17 protein-coding genes and 2 riboswitches are annotated in these 14,258 nt (G+C 62.3%); of the genes, 13 read left to right on the top strand and 4 right to left on the bottom strand.

Going from position 1 to position 14,258, the window contains the following annotated elements; genetic code table 11:
• The 7 genes from H7B90_RS11795 to H7B90_RS11765 form a co-directional block, all read left to right on the top strand.
• On the top strand, positions 1-354 hold a 354-nt coding region (locus tag H7B90_RS11795; RefSeq protein WP_311772713.1), incomplete at its 5' end, for a Sua5 family C-terminal domain-containing protein.
• Between the two features lie 180 nt (positions 355-534).
• A complete protein-coding gene (locus tag H7B90_RS11790; protein WP_185136077.1) occupies positions 535-1,095 on the top strand; it encodes a manganese efflux pump MntP in 561 nt (186 codons plus the stop codon).
• 75 nt (positions 1,096-1,170) lie between these two features.
• Positions 1,171-1,752 (top strand): low molecular weight protein arginine phosphatase, encoded by a 582-nt coding sequence (locus tag H7B90_RS11785; protein ID WP_185136076.1) that lies wholly within the window; start codon positions 1,171-1,173, stop codon positions 1,750-1,752.
• Positions 1,753-1,791: 39 nt separating this feature from the next.
• A riboswitch (ZMP/ZTP riboswitch) is annotated at positions 1,792-1,873 on the top strand.
• Between the two features lie 94 nt (positions 1,874-1,967).
• Positions 1,968-2,426: a ribose 5-phosphate isomerase B gene (gene rpiB / locus H7B90_RS11780; protein WP_185136075.1), complete on the top strand. Its 459-nt coding sequence runs from the start codon at positions 1,968-1,970 to the stop codon at positions 2,424-2,426.
• A gap of 36 nt (positions 2,427-2,462) precedes the next feature.
• Positions 2,463-3,071 (top strand): TIGR01440 family protein, encoded by a 609-nt coding sequence (locus H7B90_RS11775; RefSeq protein WP_185136074.1) that lies wholly within the window; start codon positions 2,463-2,465, stop codon positions 3,069-3,071.
• 166 nt (positions 3,072-3,237) lie between these two features.
• Complete coding sequence (gene glyA, locus H7B90_RS11770; protein ID WP_185136073.1) at positions 3,238-4,485, top strand: serine hydroxymethyltransferase; 1,248 nt, start codon at positions 3,238-3,240, stop codon at positions 4,483-4,485.
• 236 nt (positions 4,486-4,721) lie between these two features.
• A riboswitch (cyclic di-AMP (ydaO/yuaA leader) is annotated at positions 4,722-4,871 on the top strand.
• Positions 4,872-5,027: 156 nt separating this feature from the next.
• Positions 5,028-5,993, top strand: coding sequence for a hypothetical protein (locus H7B90_RS11765; protein ID WP_185136072.1), 966 nt, complete (start codon positions 5,028-5,030; stop codon positions 5,991-5,993).
• Positions 5,994-6,074: 81 nt separating this feature from the next.
• Here the strand turns inward: H7B90_RS11765 and H7B90_RS11760 are convergent, their stop codons facing one another.
• From H7B90_RS11760 to H7B90_RS11745, 4 genes are read right to left on the bottom strand one after another with little or no spacing between them, the layout of a single operon-like run.
• A complete protein-coding gene (locus tag H7B90_RS11760) occupies positions 6,075-6,431 on the bottom strand; it encodes a YxeA family protein (RefSeq protein WP_185136071.1) in 357 nt (118 codons plus the stop codon).
• Positions 6,432-6,458: 27 nt separating this feature from the next.
• Positions 6,459-7,190, bottom strand: coding sequence for an ABC transporter permease (locus tag H7B90_RS11755; protein ID WP_185136070.1), 732 nt, complete (start codon positions 7,188-7,190; stop codon positions 6,459-6,461).
• A 12-nt stretch (positions 7,191-7,202) separates the two neighbouring features.
• Positions 7,203-7,955: an ABC transporter permease gene (locus H7B90_RS11750; protein WP_185136069.1), complete on the bottom strand. Its 753-nt coding sequence runs from the start codon at positions 7,953-7,955 to the stop codon at positions 7,203-7,205.
• Positions 7,952-8,869, bottom strand: a complete 918-nt coding sequence (locus tag H7B90_RS11745; protein WP_185136068.1) for an ABC transporter ATP-binding protein — start codon at positions 8,867-8,869, stop codon at positions 7,952-7,954. The genes H7B90_RS11750 and H7B90_RS11745 overlap by 4 nt, the downstream gene beginning before the upstream one ends.
• A 163-nt stretch (positions 8,870-9,032) precedes the next feature.
• On the opposite strand from H7B90_RS11745, the gene H7B90_RS11740 reads away from it, so the two are divergent.
• The 6 genes from H7B90_RS11740 (at position 9,033) to H7B90_RS11715 (ending at position 13,968) form a co-directional block, all read left to right on the top strand.
• A complete protein-coding gene (locus H7B90_RS11740; RefSeq protein WP_376701728.1) occupies positions 9,033-9,743 on the top strand; it encodes a response regulator transcription factor in 711 nt (236 codons plus the stop codon).
• Entirely contained in the window at positions 9,743-11,125 is a 1,383-nt protein-coding gene (locus H7B90_RS11735) for a sensor histidine kinase (RefSeq protein WP_185136066.1), read from the top strand. The genes H7B90_RS11740 and H7B90_RS11735 overlap by 1 nt, the downstream gene beginning before the upstream one ends.
• 327 nt (positions 11,126-11,452) lie before the next feature.
• Positions 11,453-12,121 carry a PspA/IM30 family protein gene (locus tag H7B90_RS11730; protein WP_185136065.1) on the top strand — a complete coding sequence of 223 codons (669 nt, stop codon included), beginning with the start codon at positions 11,453-11,455 and terminating at the stop codon, positions 12,119-12,121.
• A gap of 117 nt (positions 12,122-12,238) precedes the next feature.
• Positions 12,239-12,643, top strand: coding sequence for a DUF350 domain-containing protein (locus H7B90_RS11725; RefSeq protein ID WP_185136064.1), 405 nt, complete (start codon positions 12,239-12,241; stop codon positions 12,641-12,643).
• A 24-nt stretch (positions 12,644-12,667) separates the two neighbouring features.
• Entirely contained in the window at positions 12,668-13,180 is a 513-nt protein-coding gene (locus H7B90_RS11720; RefSeq protein WP_185136063.1) for a DUF4178 domain-containing protein, read from the top strand.
• Positions 13,180-13,968: a DUF4247 domain-containing protein gene (locus H7B90_RS11715; RefSeq protein ID WP_185136062.1), complete on the top strand. Its 789-nt coding sequence runs from the start codon at positions 13,180-13,182 to the stop codon at positions 13,966-13,968. Before H7B90_RS11720 ends, H7B90_RS11715 begins: the two co-directional genes overlap by 1 nt.
• Positions 13,969-14,258: the final 290 nt, after the last annotated feature.

Here is a 14,258-nt window from a genome sequence, read left to right as displayed (position 1 = left end):
AAATATACCCACTACGCCCCGCGCGGCGAGATGGCTCTCGTGACCGGCCGCGACCCGGCGCTCGTGCGCGCCGCGGTGCAGCAAGCGGCCGACGCCGAGCGCGCCCGAGGCCGCCGCGTCGGCATTCTCGCCTGCGCCGAGCACGCCGGCGCCTACCGCGCCGACGCCGTGCTCTCGCTGGGCCCCCGCGCCGAGCCGGAGCTCGCGGCCCGCGCGCTCTACGCGGCGCTGCGCGAATGCGACGAGCGCGGCATCGAATTCATCCTCGCGGAAGGATATCCGGAGGACGGCATCGGCGCCGCGCTCATGAACCGGATGCGCAAGGCCGCCGGAGGCCGCGAGACCGCCGTCTGATTTTCCATAGCAGCCGCCCTTCGGCCCTGCCCTCATCCCGCGTCGACCGAACGCGAACCCCCTGCGGGACATGTTCGCCGCCTTGTCCGCATATGTTGGAGTATCGGCGCGTCCCGGCACCCGCCGGCACGTCCGTATGCCAATCGTACCGCATTCCGCTGCGGACAAGGGGGAACGACGATGGAAGAAGTGTCCGCGTCCGCGGGTCAACTGATCACCATTCTGGTTATGGGCATCGCCCTGGGCATGGACGCCTTCTCGCTGGGCGTCGGAATCGGGCTGAAGGGCGTCCGGAAGCTCGACGTCCTGAAGCTGAGCACCGTCATCGCCTTGTTCCACGTTCTCATGCCGCTCGGGGGCATGGTGACGGGGTATTACGTGAGCGGGCTGCTCGGCGGGGTGGCGACCTCCGCGGCCGGGGCGCTGCTGCTCCTGCTCGGCGGCCACATGGTGTACAGCTCGCTTCGCGGGGAAGCGGTCCAATCGATCAACCACCGCACCTTCTGGGGCGTGCTCGTATTCGCCGTGAGCGTCAGCGTCGACTCCTTCTCCGTCGGCGTGTCTCTCGGAATGTTCGCTTCGCATATTCTATTGACGGTTCTGACGTTCGGCTTCTTCGGCGGCTTCATGAGCGTGCTCGGGCTCATGCTCGGACGGAGGTTCAGCGGCAGGCTCGGAGGCTACGGGGAAGCGCTGGGCGGGGCGATTCTGTTTGCGTTCGGAATCCTTTTTCTGATATAACTAGGTTCACACGGCATTGGAGAAAAGCATAGGCGAAGAAATGGACCAAGCGTTAGATGGAAGGAGGGAAGCCCCATGTCTCGAATCCTGATCGTCTGCACGGGCAATACGTGCCGGAGCCCGATGGCCGAAGCGATGCTGCGGAAGCTGTCGGCCGAGCGGGAGCTCGGCGTGGAAGTCCGCTCGGCGGGCGTCTCCACCGTGGACGGCTTGCCGGTATCCTCCAACGCCGCGGCCGCCCTTCGCAAGAGGGACGTGCCGCTTCCGGGCGTCTCCACGGCCATGACCGGCAGGGAGGCCGCTTGGGCGGACCTGATCCTGACGATGACGTCCGGCCACAAGAGGGCCGTCGTCGAGCGGTTCCCGGACGCCGCGGACAAGACGTTCACGCTGAAGGAGTTCGCCTTGGACGGCGACCCGGTCATGGAGGACGTGGCCGAGGCGGAGCGGATCTTCGCCGAATGGCAGGTCCGCCAGGCGCTCGGGGAGAGTCTGCCGGAGGCGGACCGCAAGCGGCTGCTCGAGCTGCAGCGCCGGCTGCCGGACTTCGACATCGCCGACCCGTACGGCGGCCCCCCGGAAGTATACGAGCGCTGCGCCGACGAGATCGCGGAGGCTCTCGGGAAGCTGCTCGACAAGTTGGCGCGGAACGATTGATTTTTGCCGCTTCGTTCGGTATGATGAGGTTACAAGTTGCGGTTCCGATGTAACTGGCGACACGAGTGGGCTTAACCACGGTGGAGCATCGGAATGACGGCCGGTCGCCTGGGCAGAGAGCAACGTGCGTTAATGGCGCGCGTCTGCTCTTTTTTTCGTCTTTTTTCGCGCTTTTAGGTATAATACAAGTTGACGAAAAGGGAGGTTACCCACGCATGAAGATCGCAATCGGCGCCGACCACGCCGGCTATCGCCTGAAGGACGCCATCGTACCATTCTTGAAGGCTCAAGGTCACGAAGTTATCGACGTCGGCTGCAGCTGCGCCGACTCCGTGGATTACCCGGACTACGCGGTTCCGGTATGCGACAAGGTCGTAAGAGGCGAAGCCGAGCGCGGCATCCTGATCTGCGGCACCGGCATCGGCATGTCGATCGCCGCCAACAAGACGCCGGGCATCCGCTGCGCGCTCGTGCACGACCTGTTCTCGGCGAAGGCGACCCGCGAGCATAACGACACGAACGTTCTCGCCATGGGCGAGAGGGTCATCGGGCCGGGTCTCGCGGAAGAGATCGTCCGCGTCTGGCTGGACACGCCGTTCTCGGAAGGCCCGCGCCACAAGGGCCGCATCGAGAAGGTCATGGCGCTGGAAGCGCAGCAGTCCCTTCATCCGTAAGTTCACCCAAGCGAGACCGGACGGGAGGATGGAAGCATGACGACTTCGCATACGCATGGAACGGACCGGCCGCCGATCGCCGACCAGGTCGAGCGGGCGCTGTCCGAGTTGGCGGAAGCCGGGAAGCTCAAGGCCGGGCGCATCGTCGTCATCGGCTGCAGCACGAGCGAAGTGCAGGGCGCGCGCATCGGCACGTCCGGCGCGGAGGAGATCGCCGAGCGCATCTACGAAGGCGTGGAGCGGGTCCGCTCCCGCATCGGCTTCCGGCCGGCCTGGCAATGCTGCGAGCACTTGAACCGGGCGCTCGTCGTCCCCCGCGAGCTGGCGGAGGAGAAGGGCTGGACGATCGTGTCCGCCGTTCCGGTCCGCAAGGCGGGAGGGTCGATGGCCGCCTATGCTTACCGCCATCTGGACGACCCCTGCCTAGTCGAAGCGCTGCAGGCGGACGCCGGCATCGATATCGGGGAGACGCTGATCGGCATGCACCTGCGTCCGGTCGCCGTTCCGGTCCGCCCGTCCGTTCCGTGGATCGGCGAGGCGAGGCTGACGATGGCCTATACCCGGCCGAAGCTGATCGGCGGGGAACGCGCGGTATACTCCCTCGAGGAGAGGCCGGGTCCCGCCTCGTCCGGAACCTGCGGCTAGAGGGCGCTTCGGCGAAGAGGGCGGCTAGCCGAATGAACGGCTGCCAGACGAAGGCCTGCAAGAATGAACGCAAGAATGAACGCAAGAATGAATGCATACACGAACCCGTTTTCCGAAGCTAGATGGCATAGATATTCCGTTCTTAAATTAAGGAGGCTGGTCCGATATGGAACAATTGCGCAACCAAGACCCCGAGATCGTCAAAGCGTTGAATCTGGAGCTCACCCGCCAACGCGACAACCTGGAGCTGATCGCGTCCGAGAACATCGTCAGCGAAGCCGTGCTGCAGACGATGGGCACCGTGCTGACGAACAAATACGCGGAAGGCTACCCGGGCAAGCGCTACTACGGCGGCTGCGAATACGTCGACATCCCCGAAGAGATCGCGCGCAACCGCGCCAAGGAGCTGTTCGGCGCCGAGCACGCGAACGTGCAGCCGCACTCCGGCGCGCAGGCGAACATGGCCGTCTACCTCGCGGCCCTGAAGCCGGGCGACACCGTCCTCGGCATGAACCTGGCGCACGGCGGCCACCTGACGCACGGCAGCCCGGTCAACGCGTCCGGCCTGCTGTATAACTTCGTCGCTTACGGCGTGAACGAGCAGACGTTCACGATCGATTACGACGAAGTCCGCAAGGCGGCGTTCAAGCACCGTCCGCGCCTGATCGTGGCCGGCGCCAGCGCTTACCCGCGCATCATCGACTTCGAAGCGCTCGGCAAGATCGCCCAGGACGTGGGCGCGCTGTTCATGGTCGACATGGCCCACATCGCCGGCCTCGTCGCCGGCGGCCAGCATCCGAGCCCGGTGCCGCACGCGCACTTCGTCACGACGACGACGCACAAGACGCTGCGCGGCCCGCGGGGCGGCCTGATCCTGTGCCGCCAGCCTTGGGCGGCGGCCATCGACAAGGCCGTCTTCCCGGGAACGCAGGGCGGCCCGCTCATGCACATCGTCGCGGCCAAGGCGGTCGCTCTCGGCGAAGCGCTGCAGCCTTCGTTCAAGGACTACGCCAAGAACGTGGTCGAGAACGCGAAGGTGCTGGCCGAGACCCTGCTGGGCGAAGGGCTTAACCTCGTCTCCGGCGGCACGGACAACCACCTGATGCTGATCGACACCCGCAACCTGAACATCACCGGCAAGGACGCCGAGCACGTGCTCGACTCCGTCGGCATCACGGTGAACAAGAACGCGATTCCGTTCGATCCGACCAGTCCGTTCATTACGAGCGGCATCCGGATCGGCACGCCGGCCGTCACGTCCCGCGGCATGGGCGTCGAAGCGATGAAGACGATCGGCCAGGTGATCGCCTTGACGCTGAAGAACCCGAAGGACGAAGCGAAGCTGGAGCAAGCCCGCGGCCTCGTGCGCGGACTGTCCTCGCAATACCCGCTGTATCCGGGCCTGCAATACTAATCCGCTCCGGGCGGCGAACGAAGGCGCTCGAAGGGAATCAAAGGCAATCGAAGGCGAAGCGAAGGGGGCCGCCCCTCGCTTCGCCTTCTTCGTCCCTTCGCGCCGCTTCCCCGTCCCGGCGAGGCTCGAGCCCGCACCCTTTTCTCAGGTCGCGCATTATATAAGAGAGGCGGCTATACTTTCCAACGCCCGAATTTGGCCGTATTCGTTTGACGCGGTCGGAAGAATGGGGTTATACTTGTTGTACGCTTAATTTCCGTCGTCTATCGCCGGAAAGCGGGGGAACCAATCTTTGGGGCGAATTGCGGACCGTCTCGGCGGACGCATAGGGAAACCATCTGACCCGAGCCCGACAGCTAACCTCGTTTGCAGTGGATGGGTCAATTCACATAATTATTCGCAATCATTGACCCTGTTTAAGGGTCATTTTCTGTTTTTTGTGACCCCTCGCTGGCTAAGCGTGACCCTTATCCGACCGCCGCAGGGGTCTTCGCCGACCCTTGCCGGCCGCGGAACCATCACCCGGACAAGGAGGAATGAAGATGTCGATGCCGCACGAGTTCGCAGATTCTCCGCTCGATATCGCGACGAACGAAGCCGTCATGGGAATGGGCGATTCGATTCCGGTCGCGCGTCCGAAGCCGCCGGAGACCGCGGGGAACGGAACCCTGCACGTGAACCGGTCCACCCTGATCCTTCCGGAGGAAGAGGTAACCGAATGGTCTTCCGGCCTGCGGTACCTGGCGGAGCATGACGAGATCAGCCACGTTCTTCTCTCCGGTTCCGACAGCCTGGGCTTGCCGGGAGCCCGCCTGCGCGACGTTCTCGAACGGCTGACCGCCATCGAGCACGTTCGCATGATCCGGCTGTATTCCGGCTTGCCGGCTCGCGATCCCGACCGGATCGCGCAAGACCGGGAGCTGCTCGGAATAGTGTCCGCCTTCTCCGAATCGGACCGAAGCCTGTACGTGATGATGCGCTTCCGCCGTCCCGAAGAGGTGAACGAGCGGGCGATCGAAGCCTTCCGCGCGCTGACCGAAGCCGGGGCGAGCCTCGTCGCCGAAGTGCCGGTCGAAGCCGGGACGAACGACGACCCGGACGCGCTCGCCGAATTGCTCGACCGGCTGACGAGAGCGGGCGTCATCCCCTATCAATTCATTATCGATAGGCTCGCCCCAAGCGGCGAGGATGGCGAGGAGCTCCCGCTGGAGCGGGTATACCGGCTGGCGGAGGCCGTCAAGTCGAGAATATCCGGCCCGGCCCGCAGAGCCAGGCTGACGATGATGCATTCGGCCGGCTACTTCGAGATTCTCGCGGTCGAGAACGGCAAGGCCTACGTGAAGGGCCACCTCTCCGCGAGCGACGACAACGGGCGCTTCATGATCGTCGATTGCCCGCCGGACGCCGCGCGGTTCGACGATCGCGCCGTCCCGAAGCCGGCCGAGCGCTCCGGGAAGTTCCCGAGCGACGCGACGTACTTGAAGGTGCCGTACGAGATTCCGGATTGATTCCGGCCGACGGACGAAGAAGAAGCAGGGCCCTCGCGGGCTCTGCTTCTTTCTTTTTTACGTACGCGGCACGCCGCATCGCTATTTGTCGTCGGCCAGCCGCTTTGCTTCTCCGGCCAGTTCGTCTGCCGTCACCTCTTCCCAGTGGGTGACTCCGCGAAGGGGAGTCGCATACAGCTTCAGATACGCCCCTTGCCGAAGCGGCTTGCTCGCGGAGAATCTCAGCGTTTTCGATTTTCCTTTGTCCGTGTAACCCGTCAGTTCGTAGGCATACCGGTCGTTGCCGTCCCGGGTTGCTGTCGGTGGACCCGCTACGGTATAGTAGGTCGCTTTGCCTTTCGGGTCATCGGGATTCAGCTTGGCCGGGTCCATGAAGATCAGCCACAAGCAGGCTAGGACGGCAAGTCCCGGGACAAGCAGGAACCCTATTCTCTTCATGCGGAATTCCTCCTCGGATTCGACTGGTCAAGAGGAGACGACGTCCTCGTTCTTCATGCGGCGAATCGACCAGACGGCAAACAACAGGACGAACAAGCCGTTCATGAACAGGAACGCTCCGTTCTCGGCAGGCGTAAGTCCCTTCTGGCTTAGCACGCCCATCCCTATGGTCAGCAGGGAATGGGGGAACAGCATGCCGATCTTGAGCACGTACATCCCCAGACCCAGGAAGACGGCGCACAGGCCGATGCCGATCGGCGCGGCGAAGCTGCGTATGCGGATCGACAGACCGAGCTGCAGCGAGGCGATCGAGAGGGAGGCGAACCATCCTCGCAGGCTCCACGCCACGATCTCCATGGGGAAGCCGCCCGGAAGGGCGAACAGCCGGCCGCTTGCCCCGTACATAAGCACGAAAAAAGTCTGTGCGGCCAGGATGAGAGCGCCCACAATGAACAATTTGGCCGCGAACAGGCTCGTAACGGATAAAGGGGAAGTCAGCACCATGTTCCAGTTCCGGTTATTGTGCTCCAGCCTGCATACGAAAGCGCAGCAAATCGCGATCAGGACGGGCAGGAAGAACTCTCCGTAAAACAGGCTGACCTGCGTCCACAAGCTGTACCATCCGTTCTGAAGAACCGTCCGATTGAAGTAGAAATTAATGCACCCGACAAGCAGGCTGACGACGGGCAGGACAGCCAATACCGGGACGATCCGGGAACGCCGAATCTTGAGCCACTCGGCCCTAATGCTTCGAATCATGCGGCAGCCTCCTTACACTTCTTGTCGAGAGACATGGATATTCCCGGCAACGTAAAAAGCGACGGCCATGAGCAGCGCGGCGACGATCAAACCCGCGGGAAGACTGCCCGAGACGTACGAGCCCGAGGAATCGCCGTATTTGTACGCGGCCGGACTCAGGTCCAAATAGTAGGACCAAATAAGCAAGTGACGGACCGCCGAGGGGAACAGGCCGGAAGTCGTTCCGACGAAGCCGCCCACCATGCCAAGGCATAGCGCGAAGGCCTGATTGCGCACCGCAAGCGACAGCCATTGCTGGAGGGCGGTTACGGCGAACGTGGCGAGCAGCGTGCCGATCGCGAAGCGCGCGAGCAGGGCTGGCGGCAGGGGGGCGCTCATTTGCTTAAGAAGGCCGAAGACGACTATGAACAAGGTCTGAGCCAGGATGCCGTACACAATCAGGGCGTTGGCGCACGCGTATTTGGCGGCGTATACCTGCCTGCGGCCGATAGGGGTCGTCATCAGCATCTTCCACGTGCTGCCCTTGTGCTCCATGTCGCAGATGCGGGAGACGACGATGGCGGACAGGATGGGCAGGAACAGTCCGTTCATGGAAGCGATCGTGAAGACCAGCGCCTCCCAGCTCGCGTTGGCCGCGCTGCGGGAGATGGAGATGCCGATGGAGACGGAAGCCCAGATCATCTCGGCGGCTAGGAACAGGAGCAGCATAACCCGGATTTTTTTGCGGCGGATTTTGAAGAACTCCAGCGAGAGCGCCTTCATCACAGGCTCCGCTCCTTCCCGGTGAGGTCGAGGAAGATGTCTTCCAAGCTTTTTTTGCGCTCCTCGATACGAATGACGGGGATGTCCTGCTCGACCAGAATTCGGTTGATGCGGGATACCTCCTCGTCCCGGAGGTAGTCGAACGTCAGCCGATTGCCCTGCGCCACGGGCAGGTAGCCCCTCTCGAGAAGGACCGCCTCCGCTCTGGCCGGGTCCGCCGTCTGGAAGCGGATAGAGGCCTTGGCGCTCGCCCGAAGGCTTCGCATCGTGCCCTGATACAGCAGCCTGCCGTCGCTGATAATGCCGACCGACGTCGCGATCTGCTCGATCTCGGACAGCAGGTGGCTGGAGAGCAGGACGGTGATGCCGTATTGATCCGGCAGCGACTTGATCAGCTCGCGAATCTCGCCGATGCCCGCCGGGTCGAGGCCGTTCGTGGGCTCGTCCAGGATCAGGAGCTCGGGAAAGGCCAGCAGGGACATGGCGATCCCCAGACGCTGCTTCATGCCGAGCGAATATTGATCGGCCTTCTTATGCTTCTGGTTTTCGAGCCGGACGATTTGCAGAGCCTTGTCGATGTTGCGGGCGGGCGCGTTCCGCATCCGCTGCATGACCCGCATATTCTCCAGTCCGGTCAGGTGGCCGTAGTAGGACGGAGATTCGATCAGCGAGCCGGTCCTGTTCAGGATGTCGGGGCGGTGCTTGGCCAGGTCCTTGCCGAATACCTTAATCGACCCGGCCGTAGGTTTAATCAGGCCCAGCAGCATTTTAAGCGTCGTTGTTTTGCCTGCCCCGTTGGGGCCCAGAAATCCATAGATTTGGCCCGCTTCCACGGTCAGGCCGACCTGGTTCACGCGGTTCGAGCCTCCATAGGTTTTGGTCAGTCCTCGCGTCTCCACGATGGGGGATGCGCTCATCGTCGCTTCAACTCCATTTCGTCCGAATGATCCTTCGCCCCCAATATAGCGCGGTCATCTTGCTCTCCGCTGAAGGCGACCTTACATTTACCTTAAATGAAATGGAAAATACCGGATGAAGGGCTTGGCCCATGTATAATAAAAGGGGTGATGCGAATTGGACATGGTGAAAAACAAAAAGATCCTGATCGTAGACGACGAACCTGACATACGGGAAATGATCGAACGGTTTTTGCGGAAAGAGGGATTTTTCCGGGTATACAAGGCGGATAATTACGCCGATGCGCTGTCGCTGTGCAGGTACGAAAAGCCGGATGCGGCGATCCTGGACGTCATGCTTCCCGACGGGGACGGCTTCTCGCTGCTCTCGTCGATTCGTTCCTTCTCGGATATGCCCGTGCTGTTCCTGTCGGCGCGGGGCGAAGACGAGGATCGACTGCTCGGCCTCGGGCTGGGCGCGGACGATTACGTCGTCAAGCCCTTCCTCCCGAGGGAGCTGATCCTGAGGCTGATGGCCGTCCTGAAGCGGGTGTACGGGGCGCCCGCGGTCGAGAGGCTCCCGGTATTCCGCCTGGAATCGCAAGTCGTCGATCTGGAAGGCTCCGTCGTCCGAAGAGAGGGCGGCGAGCTCCCCTTGACGGCCAAGGAGCACGCCATTCTGCTGAAGCTGTACGAGAACAGGGGAAGGATCGTGACGAGCGACGCGCTGTGCCGGGCCGTATGGGGAGACGAAAGCTACGGCTACGAGAACACGCTTATGGTGCACGTGCGCCGCATCCGGGAGAAGATCGAGGAAGATCCGTCCAAGCCCGCGCACCTGCTGACCGTTCGGGGACTGGGGTATAAGCTGGCGGCGGCTCGGGAGACGCGTTGATGGATGGAGCGGTCCGCATTCTCAGGCGATTTGTCGGCTCCACGATCCTCGTATCCGTCGTGTTGCTGGTCTTCAATCTGATCCTGCTTGGTTCGTTGATCTTCAAGGAGATCCGGGAAGGTCCTTCGCCCGAAGCGGTGGTCAGGCAGCTTGACGGAGGGCTGGCCAAGGATGGACGGGGGCAGTACGGGCTGAGCGAGGAGTCTCATGCGTTGTTGAAAGCGCATCGGGCTTGGGCCATGCTGCTGGACGGGGACGGAGCGGTGCGATGGGGCGAGCGTCTTCCTGCCGAGATCCCGCGAGCGTACACCTTGACCGACGTCGCGAAATTCTCGCGATATTATCTCATGGAGTATCCGGTCTATGTGTGGGAACGCGAGGACGGCCTGCTGGTCGTCGGGTATCCCAAAAACTCCTACGGGAAATACCAGCTCGATTTTCTCGTGGAATGGCTGCGGTCTCTCCCCTTGCGCCTCTTGTTGCTGCTTCTCTGCAACGCGGCCCTTGCGCTGGCGGTCTCCGTTCTGATCGGCGCGCGTCTGATTCGCGGGATACGTCCGTTGATCGACGGCATTCACGCGCTCGCCAAGGAGAAGCCCGTCCGCGTGGAGAACGGGGGCTTGTTCAGCGATTTGTCCCAGAGCATTAACTCCGCTTCCCGCATGCTTCAGGACAAAAACGAGGCGCTGAAGGCAAGGGACGAAGCCCGTTCGAATTGGATCGCGGGCGTCTCGCACGACATAAGGACGCCGCTGTCCATGATACTCGGCTATGCGAGCGAGCTGGAAGAGCGGGAGGAGCTGCCGGCCGAGGCCAGGCAGCAGGCTGCTATCATTCGCCGCCAGGGGGAACGCCTCCGTTCGCTCGTCAGCGACCTGAACCTGGTATCCATGCTGGAATACGAGATGCAGCCGCTGCAGCTCAAGCCGATTCGAATCTCCGCGCTGGCCAGGCAGGCGGCGTCGGACTTCCTGAACGACGGCCTCGATGACCGCTATGCCATTACGGTGCAAGTACAGGACGAGAGCGTGCTGGCGCCGGGAGACGAGCGGCTGCTGTATCGCGCCGTCACGAATCTGATCCAGAACAGCATCCGGCATAATCCCGAAGGCTGCGCAATCGAACTGCGTACGCTTCGTTCTCCGGACGAAGGCTTCTGTCATTTCGTGGTGTCCGACGATGGTCAAGGAATTCCGAGGGAAGACCTGCCCGATGTCGTGAAGCTTCCCTATGTGGCGGGACGCAAGCGCCCTTCCCGGAACGGACATGGCCTGGGATTGCCCATGGTCGCGAGAATCGCCCAAGCCCATCGGGGCGATCTCATCCTGGACAGCGATCCGGGAGCGGGATTGCGGGCCGTTCTGCGACTTCCCTTGTCCTGACGAACGCCTCTCCCGGTGACGGCGAACAGCCGGCCCGCAGTTCTCGTCGGCAGTCGAGTTCTTCGGGGCATTTTCCGTATGGCAGAGAGGATTTCGGAGATCGTAAGGGCGAGAGACGGCTTCAAATGCTCATTGTCATTTCCTGATTGTTCCAACTATAATAAACGTATGCTCGAGGAGCTGCCCGCCAGGCCGTATACCCGTAGAGACTGCCGTCTCTCCCGGATTCGGAATTATTCGCGGGGAGATTGAAACTCCGGCCGGCCTTCGCGCGTAATACAGTTACATAAGGCAGGGGCAGAACCCCTAAGGGAGGATTCGATTTAAATGTCCATTTTCAAACGCCTGCGCGACCTGACGCTGTCCAACGTATACGCCCTGATCGAGAAGGCCGAAGACCCGGTCAAGATGACGGATCAATATTTGCGCGACATGCAAGAAGACCTCGAAGACGCGGAGAAGGCGGTAGCCGCCCAGATCGCTCTCGAGAAGAAGTTCAAGCAGCTGTACGAAGAGCAGGCCGCTCTCGTCCAGAAGCGCGACGAGCAAGCGAACATCGCCGCCCAGGCGAAGAACATCGACCTCGCGCGCCGCGCGCTGGAAGAGAAGAAGGCCGCCGAGCAGAAGGCCGCGGAATACAAGGCGAGCTACGATCAGAACAAGGCCGCCGCGGAGCGCCTGCGCGAGAAGCTCGACGAGATGCGCAAGCAGTTCACCGACATGAAGAACAAGCGCGAGACGCTGGTCGCCCGCGCCAACGCCGCCAAGGCGCAAGCCGAGATCAACAAGGCGATGACGGGCTTCGGCTCCGACACCGCGATGTCCGGCCTGAAGCGCATGGAGGAGAAGGTGCTCCAGATGGAGGCTCACGCCGAAGCGACGGAAGAGCTGAACGGCGCGAAGGGCAAGTCGCTCGACGACGAGATCGCCGCGCTCGGCAAGGATAAGGCGGTCGAAGACGAACTCGCCGCCCTGATGAAGAAATACGAAAGTTAATAAGGATAACCCCTTCTTGGGGTTTCCTTCTTCTTTTTAAGGCCTTCCGCGGCCGCGCCTTTACGGGCGCGGGGCCCGTGCGAAGAGCCCCGAGGTTCGAGAGGAGAGGCGTTCAAGTTGACGTGGGAAGAGATATTGGGAACTCTGCTGTGGACGGCGGCCGGCGCGGTGCTGCTGTTCATCCTGATGAGCATCGACGCTCTGTTCACCAAATACCGCGATCTGGAAGAGATGAAGAACGGGAACACGGCGGTAACCGTCCGGTTCGTGCTGAAGCTGGGGGCCCAAGGCTATATCCTGTCCCGCTCGATCGCCACTTCCGAGAACCTCGGACAGGCGCTTATCGTCTCGTTCATCTCCTTCGTCATCCTGTTCCTGCTGGAATGGATCGTCGAAGCGGTGCTGAAGGGCATCGCGGATCTTCGGCTGGACGAAGGCGTGAAGAACGGGATCGTCGGCTACGGCTTGATCGCCGGCTCGCTTCATCTCGTGGGCGCCCTCATCATCGGGGCGTGCCTGTGACGCTAGGCTAGGGGAGGATCGGACATGAGCTTGTTCAAACGCGTTAAAAATATTTTCAAATCCCCCGAGCCGCTGAAGACGGAGAGAAGCGTGCTGACGCTGGGGCCGGGGGACGTGTGCGAGGTCTCCCTGGTCACGTACCAGGTGATCGGGAGAACGAAGCCGCTGAGCCGGAACGCCGTCTGGCTGACGCTGCGCGACGGAGCGGACATTCGCTACCTGTCCGTCGAGGAGCGGGAGAAGACGACGTACGGTCTCTATTCCGTCATCGACGGCCGGCTGGACTCGGTGGACGAGGTGCCGACGGAGGTCGAGCTCGACGGCGTCCATTATTTTCTCGAGGAGCGCTATTCGACCCGGATTACGGAGTCGGGCAACGCCCCGTTCACGGCGGCCGGGGGCGAGCTGTACGTATGGCAGTACCAGTCGGACGGGCGCAAGCTTCTCCGCATCGAATGGCAGGACGGCCGGTTCATGCTGTATGAAGGGGAATCGGTGCTGCCCGCCGACGTGGAATGGCTGAGGGGGAGCGGCTGATGGACCGGCGCTGGCGCCGCTGGGCGTCCGGCCTTCATCTGACGGTCATCTTCGCCCTGATCGTCACCCTGCTGTCCGCTTGCGGCAGCGTCAACGTCAAGGAGACGTACCCTCTCGAATCGGTCAACAAGAACGGCAGCGAGACGTCCTACGTGTACCGGGCCGCCGGGGAGACGGTTCCGGAGGTCGCGAAGACGCTGGCGGACCAGAAGAAGCCGGAGCAGCAGTCGAAGGAAGACCCGGACCACATGTTCCTGGTCTACTCCGACCAGATCATCCACGTCCAGAAGGACGAGAACAATCCGGAAGACTCGCTGATCGAGGTGGACAGCAAGGAGTACGTCCGCCAGAACTACAGCCCGTCGTTCCTGGAGGGCTATCTGCTCGCCAGCCTGATCGGCAGCCTGTTCGACTCCGTCGGGCCGTCGGGGCGCTACGGCGATTACCGGGGCTACGGCAGCCTGAATTCGCATCCGCCGGCGAAGGGCTCGTACCACGCGCCGACGGCGAGCGACACGAAGGCCGCCCCGCCGATGACGGTGCAGAAGAAGGGCTCCATCTTCAAGCGGGGCACGACGTCCGGCGACGACGGGGGAGTCGGCTCCGGAGGCTTGTTCAACAAGAAGAAGGACAGCACCGTCTCTTCCGGCTCGAAGGGCACGATCACCCGGAACAAGGACGGGAGCTCGAGCGGCTCCAAGTCTTCGTCGGGATGGATCAAGCCGCGCAAGTCGACGACGCCGAAGACGAAGGTCGGCGGCTTCGGCAAGATCCGGCGACGACGATAAGACCAATAAGACCCGCGGCTATCCGGCAGGCATCGTGCCGGGTTCGTCGCGGGTCTTTTGGGTTTGTATGCGGCCGGGGAGTTCGGTTGCTGTCTGCCGGTCTACCGTCTACCGTCTACCGTCTACCGTCTGCTGCCTACCGTCTACTGCCTACTGCCTACCGTCTACTGCCTACTGCCTACCGTCTGCTGACGCCGATTGCCGTCCTGCGATTCGCGCTAACGAACCCAGCAGTCGCTATTTCGCTAAAATCGCGAGAAATAAAAACGTAAACATTCCTGTATAGGCTA

This window comes from Cohnella xylanilytica, assembly GCF_014212175.1.
In the GTDB taxonomy this organism is placed as follows: Bacteria; Bacillota; Bacilli; order Paenibacillales; family Paenibacillaceae; genus Cohnella; species Cohnella xylanilytica.
This window is presented reverse-complemented; position numbering and strand designations above follow the sequence as displayed.

Bases quoted from the DNA above. Each gene is read 5' to 3' on its own strand.
- H7B90_RS11790 (WP_185136077.1), top strand. From the start codon at position 535: ATGGAAGAAGTGTCCGCGTCCGCGGGTCAACTGATCACCATTCTGGTT.
- H7B90_RS11785 (WP_185136076.1), top strand. From the start codon at position 1,171: ATGTCTCGAATCCTGATCGTCTGCACGGGCAATACGTGCCGGAGCCCG.
- rpiB (WP_185136075.1), top strand. From the start codon at position 1,968: ATGAAGATCGCAATCGGCGCCGACCACGCCGGCTATCGCCTGAAGGAC.
- H7B90_RS11775 (WP_185136074.1), top strand. From the start codon at position 2,463: ATGACGACTTCGCATACGCATGGAACGGACCGGCCGCCGATCGCCGAC.
- glyA (WP_185136073.1), top strand. From the start codon at position 3,238: ATGGAACAATTGCGCAACCAAGACCCCGAGATCGTCAAAGCGTTGAAT.
- H7B90_RS11765 (WP_185136072.1), top strand. From the start codon at position 5,028: ATGTCGATGCCGCACGAGTTCGCAGATTCTCCGCTCGATATCGCGACG.
- H7B90_RS11760 (WP_185136071.1), bottom strand. From the start codon at position 6,431: ATGAAGAGAATAGGGTTCCTGCTTGTCCCGGGACTTGCCGTCCTAGCC.
- H7B90_RS11755 (WP_185136070.1), bottom strand. From the start codon at position 7,190: ATGATTCGAAGCATTAGGGCCGAGTGGCTCAAGATTCGGCGTTCCCGG.
- H7B90_RS11745 (WP_185136068.1), bottom strand. From the start codon at position 8,869: ATGAGCGCATCCCCCATCGTGGAGACGCGAGGACTGACCAAAACCTAT.
- H7B90_RS11740 (WP_376701728.1), top strand. From the start codon at position 9,033: ATGGTGAAAAACAAAAAGATCCTGATCGTAGACGACGAACCTGACATA.
- H7B90_RS11735 (WP_185136066.1), top strand. From the start codon at position 9,743: ATGGATGGAGCGGTCCGCATTCTCAGGCGATTTGTCGGCTCCACGATC.
- H7B90_RS11730 (WP_185136065.1), top strand. From the start codon at position 11,453: ATGTCCATTTTCAAACGCCTGCGCGACCTGACGCTGTCCAACGTATAC.
- H7B90_RS11720 (WP_185136063.1), top strand. From the start codon at position 12,668: ATGAGCTTGTTCAAACGCGTTAAAAATATTTTCAAATCCCCCGAGCCG.
- H7B90_RS11715 (WP_185136062.1), top strand. From the start codon at position 13,180: ATGGACCGGCGCTGGCGCCGCTGGGCGTCCGGCCTTCATCTGACGGTC.